The organism is Haloarchaeobius marinus, from assembly GCF_051207415.1.
In the GTDB taxonomy this organism is placed as follows: Archaea; Halobacteriota; Halobacteria; order Halobacteriales; family Natrialbaceae; genus Haloarchaeobius.
Genome location: NZ_JBPKGD010000001.1, coordinates 877,210 through 895,331, shown reverse-complemented (window position 1 = coordinate 895,331; position 18,122 = coordinate 877,210). Strand labels below are relative to the sequence as shown.

Annotated in this window: 18 protein-coding genes and 1 tRNA gene; 8 read left to right on the top strand and 11 right to left on the bottom strand. The window is 64.8% G+C overall.

The annotated features are described in order from the left end of the window. Both ACSC1W_RS04600 and ACSC1W_RS04595 read right to left on the bottom strand, forming a co-directional pair. Complete coding sequence (locus ACSC1W_RS04600) at positions 1-2,043, bottom strand: type II secretion system F family protein (protein WP_435345687.1); 2,043 nt, start codon at positions 2,041-2,043, stop codon at positions 1-3. Then, positions 2,040-5,408: an ATPase, T2SS/T4P/T4SS family gene (locus ACSC1W_RS04595; RefSeq protein ID WP_435345686.1), complete on the bottom strand. Its 3,369-nt coding sequence runs from the start codon at positions 5,406-5,408 to the stop codon at positions 2,040-2,042. The genes ACSC1W_RS04600 and ACSC1W_RS04595 overlap by 4 nt, the downstream gene beginning before the upstream one ends. 435 nt (positions 5,409-5,843) lie before the next feature. On the opposite strand from ACSC1W_RS04595, the gene ACSC1W_RS04590 reads away from it, so the two are divergent. Continuing rightward, the gene (locus tag ACSC1W_RS04590) at positions 5,844-5,984 is read left to right on the top strand and encodes a hypothetical protein (RefSeq protein WP_435345685.1); all 141 of its coding nucleotides are present in this window, start codon (positions 5,844-5,846) and stop codon (positions 5,982-5,984) included. Position 5,985: 1 nt separating this feature from the next. On the opposite strand, the gene ACSC1W_RS04585 is transcribed toward ACSC1W_RS04590, so the two are convergent. Both ACSC1W_RS04585 and tatA read right to left on the bottom strand, forming a co-directional pair. Next, positions 5,986-6,058 (bottom strand) — tRNA-Arg (locus ACSC1W_RS04585). 22 nt (positions 6,059-6,080) lie between these two features. Next, positions 6,081-6,404, bottom strand: a complete 324-nt coding sequence (gene tatA, locus ACSC1W_RS04580) for a twin-arginine translocase TatA/TatE family subunit (protein WP_435345684.1) — start codon at positions 6,402-6,404, stop codon at positions 6,081-6,083. A gap of 178 nt (positions 6,405-6,582) precedes the next feature. Here tatA and ACSC1W_RS04575 point away from each other — a divergent pair, with 178 nt between their 5' ends. From ACSC1W_RS04575 to ACSC1W_RS04560, 4 genes are all read left to right on the top strand, one after another. Further along, on the top strand, positions 6,583-7,059 hold the full coding sequence (locus ACSC1W_RS04575; protein ID WP_435345683.1) for a redoxin domain-containing protein: 477 nt from the start codon (positions 6,583-6,585) through the stop codon (positions 7,057-7,059). A 48-nt stretch (positions 7,060-7,107) separates the two neighbouring features. Continuing rightward, positions 7,108-7,920 carry an HD domain-containing protein gene (locus ACSC1W_RS04570; RefSeq protein WP_435345682.1) on the top strand — a complete coding sequence of 271 codons (813 nt, stop codon included), beginning with the start codon at positions 7,108-7,110 and terminating at the stop codon, positions 7,918-7,920. A 66-nt stretch (positions 7,921-7,986) separates the two neighbouring features. Next, positions 7,987-9,288, top strand: coding sequence for an MFS transporter (locus ACSC1W_RS04565; protein WP_435345681.1), 1,302 nt, complete (start codon positions 7,987-7,989; stop codon positions 9,286-9,288). A 45-nt stretch (positions 9,289-9,333) separates the two neighbouring features. Further along, positions 9,334-9,642, top strand: coding sequence for a hypothetical protein (locus tag ACSC1W_RS04560; RefSeq protein WP_435345680.1), 309 nt, complete (start codon positions 9,334-9,336; stop codon positions 9,640-9,642). 32 nt (positions 9,643-9,674) lie between these two features. Here the strand turns inward: ACSC1W_RS04560 and ACSC1W_RS04555 are convergent, their stop codons facing one another. Together ACSC1W_RS04555 and ACSC1W_RS04550 are read right to left on the bottom strand one after the other, a co-directional pair. Then, positions 9,675-9,962: a helix-turn-helix domain-containing protein gene (locus tag ACSC1W_RS04555; RefSeq protein WP_435345679.1), complete on the bottom strand. Its 288-nt coding sequence runs from the start codon at positions 9,960-9,962 to the stop codon at positions 9,675-9,677. Positions 9,963-10,144: 182 nt separating this feature from the next. Further along, positions 10,145-10,714 carry a DoxX family protein gene (locus tag ACSC1W_RS04550; protein ID WP_435345678.1) on the bottom strand — a complete coding sequence of 190 codons (570 nt, stop codon included), beginning with the start codon at positions 10,712-10,714 and terminating at the stop codon, positions 10,145-10,147. Positions 10,715-10,892: 178 nt separating this feature from the next. On the opposite strand from ACSC1W_RS04550, the gene ACSC1W_RS04545 reads away from it, so the two are divergent. Next, positions 10,893-11,093, top strand: a complete 201-nt coding sequence (locus tag ACSC1W_RS04545; protein ID WP_435345677.1) for a XapX domain-containing protein — start codon at positions 10,893-10,895, stop codon at positions 11,091-11,093. Positions 11,094-11,132: 39 nt separating this feature from the next. Here the strand turns inward: ACSC1W_RS04545 and ACSC1W_RS04540 are convergent, their stop codons facing one another. The 5 genes from ACSC1W_RS04540 to ACSC1W_RS04520 all read right to left on the bottom strand — a co-directional run bounded on the left by ACSC1W_RS04540 (position 11,133) and on the right by ACSC1W_RS04520 (position 15,850). After that, positions 11,133-12,989 carry an FAD-binding protein gene (locus ACSC1W_RS04540; RefSeq protein WP_435345676.1) on the bottom strand — a complete coding sequence of 619 codons (1,857 nt, stop codon included), beginning with the start codon at positions 12,987-12,989 and terminating at the stop codon, positions 11,133-11,135. Between the two features lie 6 nt (positions 12,990-12,995). Then, on the bottom strand, positions 12,996-13,871 hold the full coding sequence (locus tag ACSC1W_RS04535) for a succinate dehydrogenase/fumarate reductase iron-sulfur subunit (RefSeq protein WP_435345675.1): 876 nt from the start codon (positions 13,869-13,871) through the stop codon (positions 12,996-12,998). Continuing rightward, positions 13,868-14,236 carry a succinate dehydrogenase/fumarate reductase transmembrane subunit gene (locus tag ACSC1W_RS04530; RefSeq protein ID WP_435345674.1) on the bottom strand — a complete coding sequence of 123 codons (369 nt, stop codon included), beginning with the start codon at positions 14,234-14,236 and terminating at the stop codon, positions 13,868-13,870. Before ACSC1W_RS04530 ends, ACSC1W_RS04535 begins: the two co-directional genes overlap by 4 nt. A 1-nt stretch (position 14,237) precedes the next feature. Then, entirely contained in the window at positions 14,238-14,675 is a 438-nt protein-coding gene (gene sdhC / locus ACSC1W_RS04525; protein WP_435345673.1) for a succinate dehydrogenase, cytochrome b556 subunit, read from the bottom strand. Positions 14,676-14,800: 125 nt separating this feature from the next. Further along, complete coding sequence (locus tag ACSC1W_RS04520) at positions 14,801-15,850, bottom strand: succinylglutamate desuccinylase/aspartoacylase family protein (protein ID WP_435345672.1); 1,050 nt, start codon at positions 15,848-15,850, stop codon at positions 14,801-14,803. Between the two features lie 85 nt (positions 15,851-15,935). Between ACSC1W_RS04520 and ACSC1W_RS04515 the strand changes: the two genes are divergently transcribed. Next, positions 15,936-16,688, top strand: coding sequence for a GNAT family N-acetyltransferase (locus ACSC1W_RS04515; RefSeq protein WP_435345671.1), 753 nt, complete (start codon positions 15,936-15,938; stop codon positions 16,686-16,688). Between the two features lie 74 nt (positions 16,689-16,762). After that, a complete protein-coding gene (locus ACSC1W_RS04510; protein ID WP_435345670.1) occupies positions 16,763-18,121 on the top strand; it encodes a RimK family alpha-L-glutamate ligase in 1,359 nt (452 codons plus the stop codon). Position 18,122 lies beyond the last annotated feature (1 nt).

The window sequence follows — 18,122 nt, the reverse complement described above, 5'->3', positions numbered from 1 at the left end:
TCACGCGACCGCCGCCCACACGACGAGTGCGATTGTCATCAGGCCGAGCACGTACTTCATCCCGCTCATGATGTCCGCGTCGCGGATGTAGCCCGCGATGAGTCCGGACAGCAACGCCTGCATGGTCACCGCGTGGAAGAACAGCAGCGACAGCAGACTCGTGTTGACGCTGCCACCGAAACTCGGCCCGGCAGCAGCGGTGCCCGCAGCGTCTCGCTGCTGCGTCAGCCCCGCGAGCACGTCGAGGAACTGCGTCTTCAGGATCGCCATGACGGCGAGCAGGGTGATGTACGTCATGAGGATGATGGCGACCTGCATCCGCGTCCGGGACTTGCGCTCTCGCTCGATGTCGTCCTGGTTCTCGGACGCTCGCGCCGCCGTCGTCAGCACGTCGGTGATCTGGCTGGACGCCTCCTGTGCCTTGCTGATGAGCTTCACCGTCCGCGCCAGTCTCGGGATGTGGTACTTGTTGTTGAACTCGACCAGCGCGTGCTTGAGGCTCATCCCGTAGTTGACCTTCGCGTGCATCGTCTCGAACTCCGTCGCCAGTTTCCCACTGGTGGTCTCGGAGACGGTCCGGAGCGACTCCAGGAGGGTCAACCCGGTGTCGTTGGCACTCGAGAGTTTCCTGAGGTTGTCGGAGATGCTCGAGATGACGGCCCCCCGCGAGCGGACGTTCCACTCCCGGAAGACGGCCAGGGGCAGGAAGACGATGTACGTCGGCATGTAGACGTACATGAACGTGCCCCAGACCGGGTTCTCGACCAGTCCGTCCCAGGAGGTGGGGACGGCTCCCGTGACCATCGCGACGACGAGAATCAGGAGCGCCACCGGGACCGTCAGTGCCAGCGTGAACATCGGGTTGTCCCGGAAGAACAGGTGGGGCGCCTTGAGGACCTGTACCGTCTCGTAGGTGCCCTCCTTGCTCTTGATGCGGTCGAAGACGCTGTAGTCGCCCGTGAACTCCTCGACGAGGCCGAGGTTGAGCAGACCGGATTCCTGCTGGACCGACAGCCGCTCGTCGGAGTCGGCCGGACTGAGGTAGCCGTCGCCCGGTTCGTCCTGCTTGACCGTCGAGACGAGGACGAGGAACCCGGCACCGGTCATCGGGATGAGGCCGTACACCGTCGCGTACAGCATCTCGACCTGTGCCTCGCCGAGCATGCGCATGATGACCAGGATGATGATGAGCAAGAGCGGGAACAGCGACAGCGTCATGTACATCTCGCCGAACAGCTCCAGGGTCTCCAGGGTCAACTCCTGTTGCTGCTTTGCGGTTCGCATGTGCTTTTCCTTCTTGTCGTTGAGGAACCCCTCCATGTCACCACCGGAGTTGACGATGGAGAGCATGTCCGTGAGGAACTGGGCGAGTTCGTCGCTCGGGGTCTCCATCGCCTGGTTCCGGATGGCCGTCCGGTAGTCGGTGTCGAAGTACTCCGTCTCCTGGACGATGGACTGGAACTCCTTGGCGACCTCTCCGTAGGTGTCTTCCGCCTTCGCCATCGCCTCGAGTATCTCGAGCTGGTTCAGCCCACCGACCGACAGCGCGTACATGAACGACACCGCGTCGGTCAGCAGCATGTTTATCTCGCGCTTGCGCGAGGAGGCCCGCGAGTAGGGGACCGCGACGAGCGCGCCGAACCCCATCGCGAACCCGATAGAGCCGAGGAACAGTCCCGTCACGACGATGAGTGCGGGCACCTTCACCGCGTTGATTATCTCGATGGCGGTCTGGCTCGGGATGGTCGCTCCGAGGAGGTTCTCCGTCGGGACGATTCCCGTCGCGAACAGGAAGTAGCCGATTATCGTCCCCATCAGCCAGAGGACCCCGCCGCTGAGCACGCCGATCGCCAGCGACCGGGAGAGGTACATCTCGACGGTATCGGACATGCGCGCCTGGGCGAGTTTCGTCTCGACGTCGGCGACGAAGTCCGAGTTCTCGTCGAACAGCCGTTCGTACAGCGGGTAGAACCTGTCCCCGAGCGAGTCGGAGGACGTGCTGAAACCGCTCTCGGAGGAGTCTGGCCCCGTCTGCAGGCTCATTCGGCATCACCGTTACCGCCCGCTCCGTCCGCCCCCGCCGAGTCGTCGAAGATGCTCTCGTCGTCCGCCGGGTTGCCGCCGTCACTGAAGATGCCGCCACCGTCGTCGTCCGCGTCGTCGTCCTCCTCGGTGAAGATACCGCCGCTCTCCTCGCCGAATATCGAGTCGACCTCCTCGTCGTCCTCCGAGAAGAACGGTTCGTCCTCCTCGCCGAAGAACGCCGAATCGTCGTCGATCGGGGTCTGCGATTCCGTCTCCGGTTCGGCTTCGTCCCCGGCGCCGGCGTCGAACATCGATTCCGCCCCGGAGTCGTCCACCTCGCCGAAGATGGGCCCGTCGTCGTTGTCGTCCGATTGCCCGTCGAGTGCGGGGAACGAGCCGTTCGCATCGGCGGCGTCGCTCTCGTCGAGCTCCGGCGTCGACGTATCGGACCCGCTCCCGCTCGACCCGGCGCCGGCGGCCGTGCTGGCCGACGACGACTCGAGTTCCGGCGTCCCATCCGCTGCGTCCGCCGTTTCGGCCCGTTTCTCTTCGATGCGACCGAAGTCGTCGTCGCCGAAGTCGAAGCCATCACCGTCGTCGCTGAGCCAGGACGGACTCTCGTCCAGCGTGTTGCTGGAACCGGAGAACGAGAAGTCCTCCTCGTCCTCGTCGAGGGCGAACGAGTCGTCGGCCGACCCGTCGGCTCCCTGCTCGCCGAAGTCGAAGTCGTCGTCGCCGGGTTCGGCCTCGATCATCGGTTCATCCACGTCCATGCCCGACCCGCTCACCGCACTGTCGATGCTCAGGCCGCTGGGAATCTCTCCACGGTACTCCTCGTACAGCGACTCTTCGGCACGTTCGATGATGTCCTGTGCGAGGTTGTACGTCTCGTCGTCGGGGTCGGGGCGGGGGACGAGTTCCTCGTCGTCCGGGTCCACGTCGATGAGGATGGACTCCATGTCGCGGAGGTCCTCGAGGCTCTCCTCGAGTTGGCCGTTCGCGATGAGCGTGAGGATGGTGTCGGGGTCGTTGACGAACGCCTGTGCCGTCGCCGCGACCTGGACGTACGTACTGAGTCCGTTCCTGACGAGGTAGGCGAGAACCACGCGACGCTTGAACAGTTCCTCCTCGAGTTTTTCGCGGCTCCACCCGCGGTCGAACTGTATCTCGTCGAGGGTGTTCGACTCGCCCATCTTGAGGAACTCGTCCGTCTCCGCCTGCCACTGGTAGACGTCCTGAACGTTTATCTCGTCGTTCTCGGCGTCGTAGTGGTTTATCTCGGTGATGTTCCGGTTCCGACGGACCTTCCGCCCGCCGACCCGCGTCTGGGTCTGGATGGAGACGAGGTCGAGCGCCGTGAACATCGTCTTCGAGACGTTGATGGGGTCCGTCGTGAACCGCTTGAGGACTTCACCGACCGAGTCGGCGTGGAACGTGGAGTAGGTGGTGTGGCCGGTGGACATGACCTGGAACAGCGTCCGGCCCTCCTCACCACGAATCTCACCCATGACGATGTAGTCGGGGCGTTGTCGCAGTGCGGCCTCCAGCAGGTCGAACTCGTCGACGTCACCCTGTGCGTCTTCGCTGAACGAGGGGCGGGTGACGCTCGCGATCCAGTTCCGCTGGGGCAGTTCGACCTCGCGAGTGTCCTCGATGGAGACGATCTTCGCGCTCGACGGGATGAACAGCGAGATCGCGTTCAGGCTCGTGGTCTTCCCGGACGCCGTACCGCCGGCGAAGATGAGCGACTTGTGGTTCTCGATGCAGAGCCAGAGGAACGCCATCTCGTCGAGGGAGAACGTGTTCCAGTTGATGAGGTCGATCGGGGTGAACGGGACGTCGTTGAACTGACGGATCGTGTAGTTCGTCCCGTGGTCCGACACTTCGTCCCCGAGGGTCAACTGCGCACGCGACCCGTCCGGCAGGGTCGCGTCGACCTGTGGTCGGCGCTTCGAGATGCCCTTGCCCGAGCGCTGTGCCAGTTTCACGACGAAGTCGTCGAGTCCGCGCTCGCCGTGGTCGACGTTGGAGATTATCTGTTCGTATCCCGTGTGGTAGACGAACACCGGCGAGTTGTAGCCGTTACAGGAGATGTCCTCCACGTTGATGTCGTGCTTGATGGGGTCGATTCGCTCGTACCCGATGAAGTTGCGTTTGAGCAGGTAGAGAAGCTTCTCGACCTGGTACTCGTTGAGCGTGTCGGCGTCCTCGGCCAGTACGATGGGTTCCGGCCGTGCCTTGATGCCCTCGAGGCCCGTCTCGTCGAACACCGGGTCGTCGTCGCTGACCTCGGCGGTTCCGAACAGGTGCCGAATCTGGTCGACGACCCCGCGTTCGTCGTGGGCCGACCCCATGCCCGGTGTGGTTCCGGTGAAGAGGTCGTATCGCTTCAGCAGTCGCTTCGTCTCGCGGTCGATGACCTCCCGTCGCTGCGTCTCGTCGCCCTCCACCGTCACCTCCTCGTCGGAGTACTTGATGGCAGTCCGGAGTTTGCCGGACATGAACTCCTGCAGGTCGGTCTCGATCCGGTTGAGGTACGGTTCGATGGCGTAGTACTTCTTCTCGTTCTCCTTCTCGGAGTGGAAGATGATGACGAACGCGTAGGGCTTGTTCACCCAGTAGCGTTCCTCCTCGCGGAAGTGGAGTTTCTTCTCCTCGGGGACGGCCTTCTCGAGGTCGTACCGGTTGACGACGGTGGTGTTGCCAGCCTCGGTCGAGAAGAAGTCGTCCTCGTCCCCGTGGGTCACGTCGACCGTATTGTCGTCGACGATGTCGTAGAGGTGCTGCCCGATGTCGCCGGCCTTGCTCACGACGCTCCCTATCTCGTCGCCGTCGAACCCGAGGTACTGCTCGGAGTCGAACTCGATCCGCTTTCCCCTGCGGTTCGTCGGTATCGTCCGCCGACCCTCGTAGTAGTACTCGCCCTTGAAGTGTTCCCAGCCCCACAGGTCCATGACGACCGGCGTGGTCTCCGGGTCGCAGTACTCCAGGAAGTACTCGTGGAGCCACTTCGCGTTCGCCCCGGCGATGTCGGTGATCAGTTCCGGAAGTTCGTCCGGGTGGTAGCCGAGGTGGTCTTCCGGGTCGAAGTCCACGTCGTCCCACGCATCGCCGTGCGGTGCAGTGTTAGCCGCGCCCTCGCTATTTCCGAGTCCGAGCCGTCTGGAGTGTCTCGTCCTCCGTCGGTTGACGTCAGAGTACAGCGTCGAGACCTCGTCTTCGTGCCCGAATTCCTCCATGAAGTCCCGCCACGTGTACTCGCCCATCCTGACGTCCGAGCCCTCGACCGGTTCGTCAGGTGGGCTGTCTCCCGACGTAGAGGCCGATTCATCAGTTCCCTCGAACTGATTCGCCTCGGAGCCGTCGGCGTCGTTAACAGCCATTGACTACCCCTTTTCCTACCGGAGCAAAAAACCTTCCACTGATTATCAGGTTTGAAATTCGGACAGTATCCGTTCGACTGTCCGAACCTGTTCCACACCACCACGCCACCGTCATGCGATTTTCGGGCAAGTCTCGGAAGTCGACACCGCGTTCATTTCTTAAGAATATTTGATAATACCAACGTCGTACGGTTCGCATCTACTCCCGAATAGACAGAATTAAGTCCCCGGTGTCGGCCAAGAATCGAGTCCAGACCCGGGGTGGTGACCACAGGTGCCCGTCTTCGTTCGCTGCTCCTCGATACGGTCGCTCCCGAATTTAATTCTTCTTTCTCGCATGCGCGATGCATTACAGTATCGAGCACTGGACAGACGGGGAATCCTGGAGGGGCTCCGGTACGAGGGCGTGACCCTGGACAGACCCCGGGACAGGACGTGACCCTGGACAGACCCCGGGACGAGGGCGTGGCGGGAGTCCCGCGAGCGAACGAAGTGAGCGAGAGGGACTACGCCACGCCCGCGAACGAAGTGAGCGAGAGGGACTACGCCACGCCCGCGAACGAACGAAGTGAGTGAGCGGGCGTGGCGGGATTCGAACCCGCGATCTGAAGGTTAGGAACCGTCCGCCCTGTCCACTAGGCCACACGCCCCGACGGCCGCGAAAAAACGGAGTTAGTTGTCGTTGCTCTCGGTCTCGGTCTCGGTGTCGGCAGACTCCGACTCCGTGGAGTCGGTGTCGATCGGGTCCGGTTCGACCGTGCTGTCGGCAGTGTTCGTGCCGGTGCTGGACGAACTGGTCGCGCCTGTCCGGATCTCTTCGAGTTCCTGTTCGACTTCTTCACGGCCCTTCTGGAATTCACCCATCGCCTCACCGGTCGAGCGCGCGATCTTCGGGATCTTGTTGGCCCCGAAGAGGAGCACGACGACGAGGAAGATGAGCACGACCTCTGGACCACCCAGTCCGCCGACGAACAGCGGTATGGTTTCGAGTGCCATCTCTATCCCGTGCTTACCCGCTGGTAATTATAACCTTTTCCCCTCTGTGGGCCCTCCGAAACGCGCCGTTCCCGGCGCTGTACGGCACATTATAACCTTTTTGCTCGCTCGTACCCACCACCCCGACAGTACCTGAATCCCAAGTATCTTGACCGACTGGTCGTAACTATCGGGCAAAATGATCGAGGTTGGAGACCAGGCTCCCGAGTTCACCGCACCGTCCGCCGCCGACGGGGTCGAGTCGTTCGAACTCTCGAACCGACTGGACGACGCACCGGTCGTGCTCGCGTTCTTCCCGGCCGCGTTCACCGGGACGTGTCGGAGCGAACTGTGTACCTTCCAGGACCAGCTCTCCGGGTTCGAGGACGTCGGTGCGACGGTCTACGGCATCTCCGTGGACTCGCCGTTCGCGCTGGACGAGTTCCGCGACCAGAACGACCTGTCGTTCGAACTCGTCAGCGACTTCGAGAAGGACATCATCGAGGACTACGACGTGCGGACGGACTTCGCCGAACTGGGCGTCCACGGGGTCGCCAAGCGTGCAGTATTCGTCGTCGACGGCGACGGCGAGGTCACCTACCGCTGGGTCAGCGACGACCTCGGCGTCGAACCGGACTACGACGCCGTCCGCGAGGCGGCCGCCGAGGCCGAGTAGGTGACGCCCTCCCGGTGGCTTTTGTACCAGGACGACCAGTGAAGACGTATGAGTGACACCAGTGAGGACCCTACCGCGGGGCGAATCTACACCCCGCAGGAGGAGCACGCGTTCCCCGACGACCGCCTGAACGCGGTCCTCGAATTCGTCGAGAACGACGCCGAGATAGCGACCTATCTCGAGGCCCAGAACGTCAACGCCGTCGACCGCAAGGGGTACAACGACCACGGGCCGAAGCACATCTCCATCGTCCGCCATCGGGCGCTCTGTCTGTACGACCTGCTCAAGCGCGCCGGCATCGAGTTCAACGGCGCTCGCCAGCAGGGCCTCGACGAGGCCGACGAGGCCGTCATCGTCGGACTGGCCGCGACGCTGCACGACATCGGTCACGTCGTCCACCGCGACGGCCACTCGTACTACTCCATCCCCCTCGCCGCCGACGAACTCGACCGCATCCTCCCCGACTTCTACACGAAACCGAAGGCGGTCCGCGTCAAGGGGGAGGTCCTCCACGCCATCCTCTGTCACCACACCGAGGAGGAACCGCTGACCCGGGAGGCGGGGGTCGTCCGCGTCGCGGACGCCCTCGACATGGAACGCGGACGCTCTCGTATCCCGTACGAGAAGGGCGGGCGAGGTATCAACACGCTCTCAAGTCAGGCGATCAAGAACGTCTCGCTCCAGCAGGGAGACGACTACCCGGTCATGGTCGAGATAGAGATGACCAGCGCCGCCGGCGTCTACCAGGTCGACAACCTGTTGAAGGCGAAGTTGCGCGGGTCGAAACTGGAGGACTCCATCCGCATCGTCGCCGTGAAGGCCGACGAGACCGACGAACTCGTCGAACGCATCGAACTGTAGCGCGGTCCCGGGCGGTTGCCGAGAGGGACGGTCTTTTGACCGACGTGCACGTTTCGGAACGTAACGGTGAGCGACGTTGACACCGGCGGGTCCATCGACCTGCTACGCGACCGCGAGTTCCTCGCCCTGTCGGGCACCGCCTTCGCCCGCGCGCAGGCCTACTCGACCATCCTGATAGCCCTCGCGCTCTACGCCGAGCAGTTCGACACGTCGGGGACGGTCGAGGGGTTGTTCGGAACGGCGTTCGCCCTCGCACAACTCGTCATCGTCCTCCCCCTGGGGCGCTACATCGACGTCGGGAACGCGAAGCGGTACCTGCTCGGCGGCCTCGCCCTGAACGTCCTCGTGTTCGTCGGGTTCTCTCTGGTACAGACCGTCGAGCACGTCGTCGCGGTCCGCGTCGTGCAGGGCGTCGGCGCCAGCCTCCTGTGGCTCACCGGGTCGGCCGTCGTCGGCGAGATCTCCCCCGACGGCGAACGGGGCCACTGGCTCGGCGTCTACAACCAGGTCGGTGCGGTGTCGAGTCTCGCCGGCGACGTCTTCGGTGGACTGTTGCTGTACCTGTACGGGTTCCAGGTGGCCTACGCCGCACTCGTCGCCATCACGACGGTCGCACTGGGACTCGTGTTCGTCTACCTGCGCGACGAACCCGGCGGGCGGGCGGACCCCGACGAGGCGACGGGGGTCGAGACGCTGCAGCGCCTCCTCGGTCGCACCGCCATCCGGGCGCTGGTGCTCTTCCGTGTCGCGTTCTCCGTCGGCAAGATGGCGGTCATCATCTTTCTGCCCATCTACGCGAGGACCGCCTTCGGCATCAACCCGTTCGCCATCGGGGGCATCCTCGCGGGCGGGAAACTCACGAAGTCTGCGTTGCAGGGGTACGTCGGCGTCCTCACCGACCGCGTGGACGACCCCTCCCTGTTCGTCCTCGCAGGCGCGGTGTGTTACGCCCTGGGGACGATGCTCATCCCGTTCGCCGAACTCGCCCACCACGTCTTCCCCGTCGTCACCGTCGTCTCGCCGGTCTCGGCGGCGAGCATGACGCTCCCACCGGCGTTCTTCTCCCTGTTCCTGGCCTACGCCGTCCTCGGCGTCGGTGACAGCGTGCGCCTCCCGGCCAGCATGTCGCTGTTCGTCGAGGAGGGAGAACACTTCGACGCCGTCGCCGGGAGCATGTCGCTCCGGTCCATCTCGTGGAAGGTCGGTCAGGTCACCGGCCCGGTCGTCGTGGGTGCCGTCTGGGACGCGACGTCGGTGTTCGTGGCGTTCGCGACGGCCGCCGGTTCGTTGCTGTTCTCGGCGGGGGTGTTCGCCGTCCTGTTCGGCGTCGACCCGGCACCGGAGGCTGGCCCGGCCCCGAACGACTGAGACGGAGAACGAGGCGTTCTTGTCGGACCCGCCGTTAGTGGCAGTATGGTCCGCGACGACGCCGACGACCGCGAGTGGCCGGACCCGCCGGGCGTCGGCGACGGCTCGCGCCGCCAGCCTCGTGACGTACACCGCCTCGGCGTCCGCCTCGCCTGTTCCGCACTGGTCGCACTGGTCCTCCTCCTCGTCTTCAGCGACTACGTCACCGGCTTCCTGCTGACGGCCATCTGGCCGCCCCAGAACCCGCTCTCGCGGTGGGCGACGCTGGTCCTCCTCCAGGTCGGTGGGTTCCTCATCCTCCCACTGATGGTCGGTGGCCTCGTCGGGGACGTGGTCTACGACCGGTTCTTCTGACTCGCCGGTCGGGTCGTGACGAGCAGTCCCGGCTACTGGGTCACTGCGCCGACGCGGCCATCGTCGCGTCGTTCGACCAGGCCGTGGGATTCGAGCGTCCGGAGGACCGACAGGAGGCTCAGCTTCTGGACGTCGAGGTCGGCACACAGGCGGGACGGAGACGCCTCGCCCACCGCGTCGAGGTAGAGGTAGACGAGTTTGGCCCGCGGCGAGTCCACCGCCGTGAGTGCCGTCGGCAGGCCGTCCCCGACCCTCGGGGCGTCCGTCGTCGCTGTGCGTCGTGTCGTCTGCTCGGTCGCGTTGGAGTCGCGCGTCGTCATGCTACTCCGGCCGATGTATTCGACGATAATAAATCTCGGTATCGTCACACGTCGAAAAATCGAGCCTGTGAAACCGTCCGCGACGCATCGCTCGATGGAAGCACTACAGAGAACTGTCGTTTCGAGCCGTCAGGCCCGGAAAACCGCCGGAAGGGAAAATTCGCCGGTACTTCGACGCGTCCTCAGCCGAGGACGTACCGGAGTGCCGGGTACTTCTCGACGAGGGGTTCGCCGTCGACCTCGTACTGCTCGATGTACGCGTCCAGGCCGAGGATGCGGCCCGCACCGAACGCCGCGATGGCCAGGAACACGAGCATGTACGCGAAGTCGCCGTTGATGAACCCGTGTTCGACGCCCCAGTTCCCGAAGTAGAACATGAGCATCATGAACGCGCCGAAGAACGCCGCGAGGCGGACCAGCGCGCCGACGATGAGGCCGAGTCCGATGAGGAACTCGCCCCACGGGACGGCGACGTTCACGAAGTCCATGAACACGGGGGACGCTGCCATGGCGGCGAACATCCCTTCGAGCGGGTTACCGTTCGCGGCCGCGACGTTCTCGATGTACCCGTTCGCGGTCCATCCGCCGGCCGTGACCTTGTCCCAGCCGGCGTAGAGGAAGGCATACCCCATCATCAGCCGGAGCGCGAGCACGAACCACGCGCTCAGGCTGTGGGCTTTGCCCGTGACGGTGATGCCACCGAGTTTGCTTTCGAACGTGTTCGCGCCTGCCGTTAGTTGATTGGTTGCCATTGTTCTTTCCTCCTACATGTAGAGAGACGGCCGTATATCTCATATAAACGGACTGTAATTCCCGACCGACGAGAACGGACGACGGGAGCGACCCCCGCCACAGACGGGCGAACGACGGGTCCTGCGGCGACGGAATGGAACGGCTTTTACTCACGGACCGGCGAACCGTTCGGATAGCATGACCACTACGGAAGTCGTCCTGGCGACGCTCACCGGGTTCGCCGCGGGTGCACTGTTCAAGTTCGTCGAAGTACCGATACCGGCACCGCCGAACCTCGCCGGCGTGATGGGAATCGTCGGCATCTTCCTCGGGTTCCAGGTGATGCAGGAACTCGGTCTCACCCTCGACGACCTGTTCCGGGTCCTCGGACTGGCCTGAACGCGCGAAAACGAGAACGTCCGGCGTCCAGCCGGGTCGTCAGTAGGACCGTTCTTTCGGCTCGTACGTCTTGCTCTCGCCCTCGAGGATGGTGGGACGATAGAATACCGTCGGCTCGCCCCCGTTCCAGGCGATGAGCGTGTGTTTCAGCCACTCGTCGTCCTTGCGCTCCTGGTGCTCCGCGCGCCAGTGCGCGCCGCGGAACTCGGTGCGGACGAGCGCGCCTAGCGTGATGGTCTCGGCGATGTCGATGAGGTTGCGCGTCTCGATGGTCTGTTGCAGGTCCGTGTTGAACGTGCGCGAGGGGTCGTCGACGTAGACGTCCTGGTACGCCTCTCGTATCTCGCGGATGTCCTTCAGCGCCTGCTTCAGCCCCTCCTCCTCGCGGAAGACGTTGACGTTCTGGGTCATCGTCTTCTGGAGGCGCTCGCGGATCTGGGAGTGCTGGATGCCGCTGTCCTTCTCCATCATCTGTTCGACGCGGGCGCGTTCGGCCTCGACCGCCTGCTCGACGACGCGCTCAGCGTCCTGTGCGACGGCACCCCCGTCGGAGCGGGCCTGTGCCGCGCCGGCGTCGGTCTGGGGCCCGGTCATGTCGACCTCGCCGGGCTGGTACGGGAGTTCCGTCTCGTCGTACTCGATGTCGCCGCGTTCGCCCGTCTCGATCTCGGCTTCGCCCATGTCCGCCCCGGCGGCGTGCCGACCGGCGCGGGCGCCGAAGACGATGAGTTCGGGGAGGGCGTTCCCGCCGAGGCGGTTCGCACCGTGGACCGAGACGCAGGCCGTCTCGCCGGCCGCGTACAGGCCGTCGATGCAGGTCTGACCGTTCTCGTCGGTCTCGATGCCGCCCATCTCGTAGTGCTGGCCGGGCTTGACCGGCATCGGCTCTTTCAGGCCGTCCACGCCCTCGAAGTCCTCCGCCAGGTGGAGGATGTTCTCCAGGCGGTCGACGATGCGCTCCTCGCCGAGGTGGCGCATGTCGAGCATCACGTACTCGTCCTCGAACCCGCGCCCCTCGTTGACCTCCGTCAGTTCGGCGCGGGAGACGACGTCCCGGGAGGCGAGTTCACCGGCGTTGTTCGCGTAGCCGTACTCGAACATGAACCGCTCCCCGTCGGCGTTGTAGAGGATGCCGCCCTCGCCGCGAACGCCCTCGGAGATGAGGACGCCGGTGCTCGGCAGGGTCGTCGGGTGGAACTGGACGAACTCCATGTCCTCCAGGGGGACCCCGGCGCGGTAGGCCATCGCGTACCCGTCGCCGGTACAGGCGACGGCGTTGGTCGTGTGGTCGAACGCCTGTCCGGGGCCGCCCGTGGTCAGGATGACGCCCTGGCGCGCACGGAACCCTTCGAGACGCCCGGACTGGACGTCGTACGCGACGATGCCGTGACACTGCCGGTCCTCGGGCGTCTCCTCGTCGGTGACGGCGAGGTTCGTGACGAACCACTCGTCGTACACCTTGATGCCCCGCTTGACGACCTGCTCGTACATCGTGTGGAGCAGGTGGTGTCCGGTCTCCGCGCCCGCGTAGGTGGTCCGGGGGAACGACAGTCCGCCGAACGGTCGCTGGGAGACGCGCCCGTCGTCTTCGCGGGAGAACGGCATCCCCCAGTGTTCTATCTGGAAGACCTCCTCGGGTGCGTCCTGCGCCAGCGTCTCGATGGCCGGCGCGTCGCCGAGGTAGTCCGACCCCTTCATCGTGTCGTAGGCGTGGAGTTCCCAGTCGTCGCCCTCTCGCAGGGCCGCGTTGATACCCCCCTCGGCCGCGCCAGTGTGACTGCGAACCGGATGCAGTTTCGTGACGATGGCCACGTCCGCTCCTTCTTCGTGGGCCGCGATGGCGGCGCGGAGGCCCGCTCCGCCGCCGCCGACCACGAGCACGTCGTGTTCGTACATTGTTAGTTACCAGAACTTGAGGTTGTTCTTGACCGCTTCCCGCTTGAGCTCCTGGATGTGCTCGGTGAGTGGGATGTCCTTGGGGCACACCTCCGTACAGGAGAACTGCGTCTGGCACCGCCAGACGCCGTGTTCCTGTTCGAGGATGCGCAGCCTGTGCTCCTTGAGTTCCTCCTCGTCCTCTCGCTCGTCCATGTAGAACCGGTAGGCCTTGTTGATGGCCGCCGGCCCGAGGTACTGGTTGTCGCCCGCCGCGATGTTACAGGAGGACGCACACGCGCCACACCAGATGCAGCGCGTGGACATCTTGATCTTCTCCCGGTTCTCCCTGCTCTGTCGTTGCTCCTCCGCCGGGAGGTTCTCCGACTGGAAGTACGGCTCGACGGCGTGCATCTGGTCGTAGAAGTGCTCCATGTCCACGACGAGGTCCTTGACCACGTCCTGGTGTGGGAGCGGTTCGATGCGAACCGGTTCCGCCAGTTCGGAGAGTTGTGTCTTGCAGCAGAGACGCTGCCGTCCGTTGACGAACATCGCGTCCGACCCACAGACCGCCTGCCGACAGGAGTGCCGGAACGTCAGCGACGAGTCGTAGTGGTCACGCGCGTAGATGAGCGCGTCGAGGACGGTCATCCCCTTCTTGTAGGGGACGTGGAAGTCGTCGAAGCGGGGCTCTTGCTTGTCTTCGACCTCGGGGTCGTACCGGAAGACCTTGAGCTGGACCGACTCCTCGGCCGCCTTCAGGTCCTCCTCGGCTTTCTTCTCGCCCTCGCGGTACTCCTTCCTGCGGGCCTTCTCGGCCATCCGACGGTCCTGGTGGGACTGGCCGGTCGGCTCCGCGTCGGTCTCTGCCTCGGTCTCGGATTCTGGAACTTGCGTACTCATGCTAGAAACCCGTTCATGTACAGCGCGACTCGCGTCCCCTGCACGACGAGGAGGAGGCCCGCGAGGCCGAGCACGGCCTTGACCGCCGTCTTGCGCGTGCCGGTCAGCCCCTGGTTGACGAGCGCGTTGTAGACGCCGTTGACGCCGTGGAACGTCGCCGTGACGAGGAACAGCCACATCGTGGCGAAGTATCCGACGTCCTGCATCCGCGCCTCCGTGCCCAGCAGGGTTATCTCGAACGCGTGGTGGTAGAAGTGTAGCAAGAAGAAGTGAAACGCCAGCACGACCACGAGGAACGCGGCGGTGATGCGCTGGAAGAGCCAGCCCCACCCGCCACGCTCGAAGGAGGTCGGTGCGCCCGCCATCTCAGGCACCCCCCAGTCCGGCCATGAACGTCGGGACGCTCGCGATTATGATCGCACCCGTCAGCACGAGCGACGCGTAGAACGTCTTGTCCTGCGATTCCAGCCCGATGCCGAGGTCGACCAGCAGCAGGCGGATGCCGTTCAGGATGTGGAAGACGGCGACCGCGAGGAGGCCGACCTCGAGGAGACGCACGACGAAGATGCTCTCGAGCGACGCGAGGGTGTTCGTGTACACGTCGACCTGGGTCCCGGCACCGGTGGTCACTGTCTGCCCGTCTCGCGCCGGAATCACTGTGCTCAACACGGCGATGTGGGTGAACAGATATCCCACGAGCACCCAGCCCGTGAACTTGTGGAATATCCACGCCCACATGCCAGCCGAGAACTCCTTCCAGCGACTGAAGTCCTCGATGAGGCCACGATTGTAAGACTGGCTCATACTCTCAGTTCGGAGGGTTGGACTGTGGGGGTATAGAAGTTACTTCTTGGGCGTACTCCGCCGCGACTCCGACGCCGCCACGACGGTGCAATCGCCACCGAGGTCCCTGCGGACGAGTGGCCACCTCACTGGTCGGCAGCGTCGGATGGCGTCGACTGCTCGCGCTCGACGGCCCGGAGGGTCGAGTTGCCGAGTTCGACGAGGTGACACAGCGGGTTCCCGGGGTAGACCACCGGGTTCTCGAGGACGCCGACCATGACGCCGGTGAACGGGGCGTACACCGGTTCGTTGTCCCGCTTGAACGGACTGGTGATGGTGCAGATGCGGTCGCCCTCGTGGACGAGTGCGCCGCTCTCGAAGTGCATGTCGACGATGCCGCCGGCGTCGGCGCGGAGCCACGTCTTCTCGTCGCTGCCGGTGATTATCGTCCGCCAGCCGGGCCAGCTGACCGACTCCGTCGTCAGCAGGCCGAACTCGGCGAGGACGCTGCGGACGCCGTCGAGCGCCCGGTCGATGAGGTCGCGCTGGAACCGGTGGGCCTCGCCCATCTCGACGGTGATGGTCGGTACCCCGGCGGAAGAGGCCTCCTGTCGGAGCGACCCGCTCGGCCCCTCGCTGGAGATGACGACGTTCGACGCGAACGCCATCGCGACGCGGGCCACCTCCTCGTCGCCGGTGTCGGCGCGCACGTGGAGCATGTTCGTCCGCCCACGGGTCGACGTGTGGAAGTCGATGCCCAGGTCGCACGGTTCGACGAAGTTCGTGAAGATGCGGTGGGCCATGCGCTTGGCGCTGGTCGAGTCCTCGTTCCCCGGGAACGACCGGTTCAGGTCCCGGTCGTATATCGGTAGATAGCGTTGCTGTGCGAGAAAGCCCGGGACGTTCAGCACGGGGAGGCAGACGAGACAGCCGTTGAGGTCCTCCAGCGACCACTCGTGGGCCACCTCGCGGACCACTTCGATGCCGTTGAGTTCGTCGCCGTGGGCGGCGGCCGAGAGGAACACGGTCGGCCCCGGCTTCTCGCCGTTGATTATCGTGACGGGGACCCGAACGGGGTCGCCGAGGTACGTCTCGCTGATGCCGTAGCGTATGTTCGCGGCCTCGCCGGGGTCGACCCGGCCGCCGTTGTACGTGAACGGCCCGTTGTCGAACGTCTGAGCCGTAGCGGAGTCCATACCACACTTCCAGTGCCCACGGTACAAGAGTTTGTGCGTACGGCCGGGGCGGAATGTTATAGGCTATCACGCCGTACCCTGGAGCATGCAGATTCGTGAAGCAACGGCCGACGACTTCGAGTCGATGCGTGCCCTGGCGTCGGCGTCGTTACACGACTCCTACGAGTCGATATTCGACCCGTCGACCATCGACACCGCCGTCGAAGAGTGGTACGGGGACGACCTGCTCTCCGACCAGGTGGCAACCGACGACGCGGTGGTCCTCGTCGGGGAGGCGGACGACGGCCTCGCCGCGTTCTCCCAGAGCGAACTCGTCGGGGATGCCCCCGTCGAGGGGCGCATCCTCTGGTTGCACGTCGACCCCGACCATCGCGGCCACGGATACGGGTCCCGCCTGTTGACCGAGACGAGAGAGACCCTCCTGGACCACGGCGCACAGCGCATCACCGGCGTCGTTCTCGAAGGGAACCGCATCGGGAACGAGTTCTACGAGGCCCACGGGTTCGAGCAGGCCGGAGAGCGTACCGTCGACGTCGGCGACGAGTCCTTCGTCGAGAACGTCTTCGTGGAGGCGTCGAACGACCGGGGAGAGTGGGAAGCCGTCGAAGCCGTCGAGACCGAGGACGGCGACCTCTTCGTCAACTACGCCGAGCCCCATCGCGGTTCGGAGGGGCCGTTCTACGAGGCCTACCGCGACGAGGAGCGGGAACGGCACTTCGGCCTGTTCTGTGCGGTGTGCAACTCCACGGACGTCGCGATGGGAACGATGGAGGAGGTCGTCTGCAACGTCTGCGGGAACCGTCGAAAAGCGACGCGCTGGGACGCCTCGTACCTCTGACCGTGAGAGAGTATTCCACTCGAACGGACCAGTAACTGACAACGTTTTTCACCTGTCCGGGAGTTAAATCCCATATGAGTGGTTCTTCACCGGTCAGTGTCGGCGTTTTGAGCCTACACAGCAGCAAGGAGTCGAAGGCGATCTGCAACGCAGTCGAGGAACTGGGACACGACCCCGAGTGGCTTCGCACCGAGAACACGTCCGTCCGCGTCGGCCCGAACGGCGCGTCGCTGGAACCGGACGTCGACGTCATCGCCAACCGCATGTTGCTCTCGAACACGGAACAGCCGTGCGAGGAACTGGGACTCGCGAACACCCTGAACAGCCTGCGTCCGATGCTCAACGAGCCGTCCGCGACGCTTCGTGCGACACACAAGATAGCGAGCGCGGCGGCGCTCGCGGAGGCCGGCGTCCAGGTCCCCGAGGCGCTTCTCGCGCTCGACGGCGACGAACTCAACGCCCACCGGGACGAGTTCGGCGAGGAGGCCGTCTACAAGACGGCCATCGGCACCCACGGCGGCGGCACGTGGAAGGTCGGACTGGACGACCCGGTCAACGCGAAGGTCGGCAACCGCTACGCGTTCCTCCAGAAACTCATCGAGCGCGACGGCGAGCGCCACCGCGACGTTCGCGTCTACGTCGTCGGCGACGAGGTCGTCGGCGCGATGTACCGCTACGCGCCCGACAACGACTGGCGGACGAACGTCGCCCTCGGTGGCGACGTCGAGGACGCGACGGAGGACCTGCCCCGGAAAGTCCGCAAGATAGCCAGGAAGGCAGCAGACGTCGTCGGACTCGACTACGCGGGCGTCGACATCGTCGAGGGCGACGACGGCTGGTTCGTCCTCGAGGTGAACCCGACGGCCGGGTTCAAGGGGCTCTACAGGGCGACGAACCGCTCCCCGGCGCCGTACATCGCCAAACTGGCCATCGAACGCGTCGGCGGCACGGTCGACGACGAGCGCGTCGAGGAACTCTCGGCGACGCTCGACGACTCCATGCCGGCGTGTGCACCCATCAAGCCACAGGAGAAGGAGAGCGGGCCGGTCATCGTCGGCTACACCGAGGAGGTCGTCCTGTCGGGGACCGCCGGGTCGAAGACGGTCCTCGCGAAGTCGGACACCGGTGCCACCCGGACGAGCATCGACACCCGCCTCGCGGCGGAGATCGGTGCCGGGCCCATCAAGTCGGTCATGCGGGTCAAGTCGGGCAGTCTGAAGAAGGGGAAGTCCCGCCCCGTGGTGGACCTCGTCGTCGGTATCGGCGGCCAGCAACACACGGTCACGGCGAGCGTCGAGGACCGTTCGCACATGGACTACCCGGTCCTGCTGGGACGCGACATCCTGGAGAACTACCAGGTGGACGTCTCGCGGCGCGTCGACGCCAGTTCCGAAGACGCGGACCAGGAGGAAGAGGAGGAGTCCGCAGAGTAGC

Excerpts from the sequence above, each read along its gene's own strand:
- ACSC1W_RS04600 (WP_435345687.1), bottom strand. The coding sequence starts at position 2,043 with ATGAGCCTGCAGACGGGGCCAGACTCCTCCGAGAGCGGTTTCAGCACG.
- ACSC1W_RS04595 (WP_435345686.1), bottom strand. The coding sequence starts at position 5,408 with ATGGCTGTTAACGACGCCGACGGCTCCGAGGCGAATCAGTTCGAGGGA.
- tatA (WP_435345684.1), bottom strand. The coding sequence starts at position 6,404 with ATGGCACTCGAAACCATACCGCTGTTCGTCGGCGGACTGGGTGGTCCA.
- ACSC1W_RS04575 (WP_435345683.1), top strand. The coding sequence starts at position 6,583 with ATGATCGAGGTTGGAGACCAGGCTCCCGAGTTCACCGCACCGTCCGCC.
- ACSC1W_RS04570 (WP_435345682.1), top strand. The coding sequence starts at position 7,108 with ATGAGTGACACCAGTGAGGACCCTACCGCGGGGCGAATCTACACCCCG.
- ACSC1W_RS04560 (WP_435345680.1), top strand. The coding sequence starts at position 9,334 with ATGGTCCGCGACGACGCCGACGACCGCGAGTGGCCGGACCCGCCGGGC.
- ACSC1W_RS04555 (WP_435345679.1), bottom strand. The coding sequence starts at position 9,962 with ATGACGACGCGCGACTCCAACGCGACCGAGCAGACGACACGACGCACA.
- ACSC1W_RS04550 (WP_435345678.1), bottom strand. The coding sequence starts at position 10,714 with ATGGCAACCAATCAACTAACGGCAGGCGCGAACACGTTCGAAAGCAAA.
- ACSC1W_RS04545 (WP_435345677.1), top strand. The coding sequence starts at position 10,893 with ATGACCACTACGGAAGTCGTCCTGGCGACGCTCACCGGGTTCGCCGCG.
- ACSC1W_RS04540 (WP_435345676.1), bottom strand. The coding sequence starts at position 12,989 with ATGTACGAACACGACGTGCTCGTGGTCGGCGGCGGCGGAGCGGGCCTC.
- ACSC1W_RS04535 (WP_435345675.1), bottom strand. The coding sequence starts at position 13,871 with ATGAGTACGCAAGTTCCAGAATCCGAGACCGAGGCAGAGACCGACGCG.
- ACSC1W_RS04530 (WP_435345674.1), bottom strand. The coding sequence starts at position 14,236 with ATGGCGGGCGCACCGACCTCCTTCGAGCGTGGCGGGTGGGGCTGGCTC.
- sdhC (WP_435345673.1), bottom strand. The coding sequence starts at position 14,675 with ATGAGCCAGTCTTACAATCGTGGCCTCATCGAGGACTTCAGTCGCTGG.
- ACSC1W_RS04520 (WP_435345672.1), bottom strand. The coding sequence starts at position 15,850 with ATGGACTCCGCTACGGCTCAGACGTTCGACAACGGGCCGTTCACGTAC.
- ACSC1W_RS04515 (WP_435345671.1), top strand. The coding sequence starts at position 15,936 with ATGCAGATTCGTGAAGCAACGGCCGACGACTTCGAGTCGATGCGTGCC.
- ACSC1W_RS04510 (WP_435345670.1), top strand. The coding sequence starts at position 16,763 with ATGAGTGGTTCTTCACCGGTCAGTGTCGGCGTTTTGAGCCTACACAGC.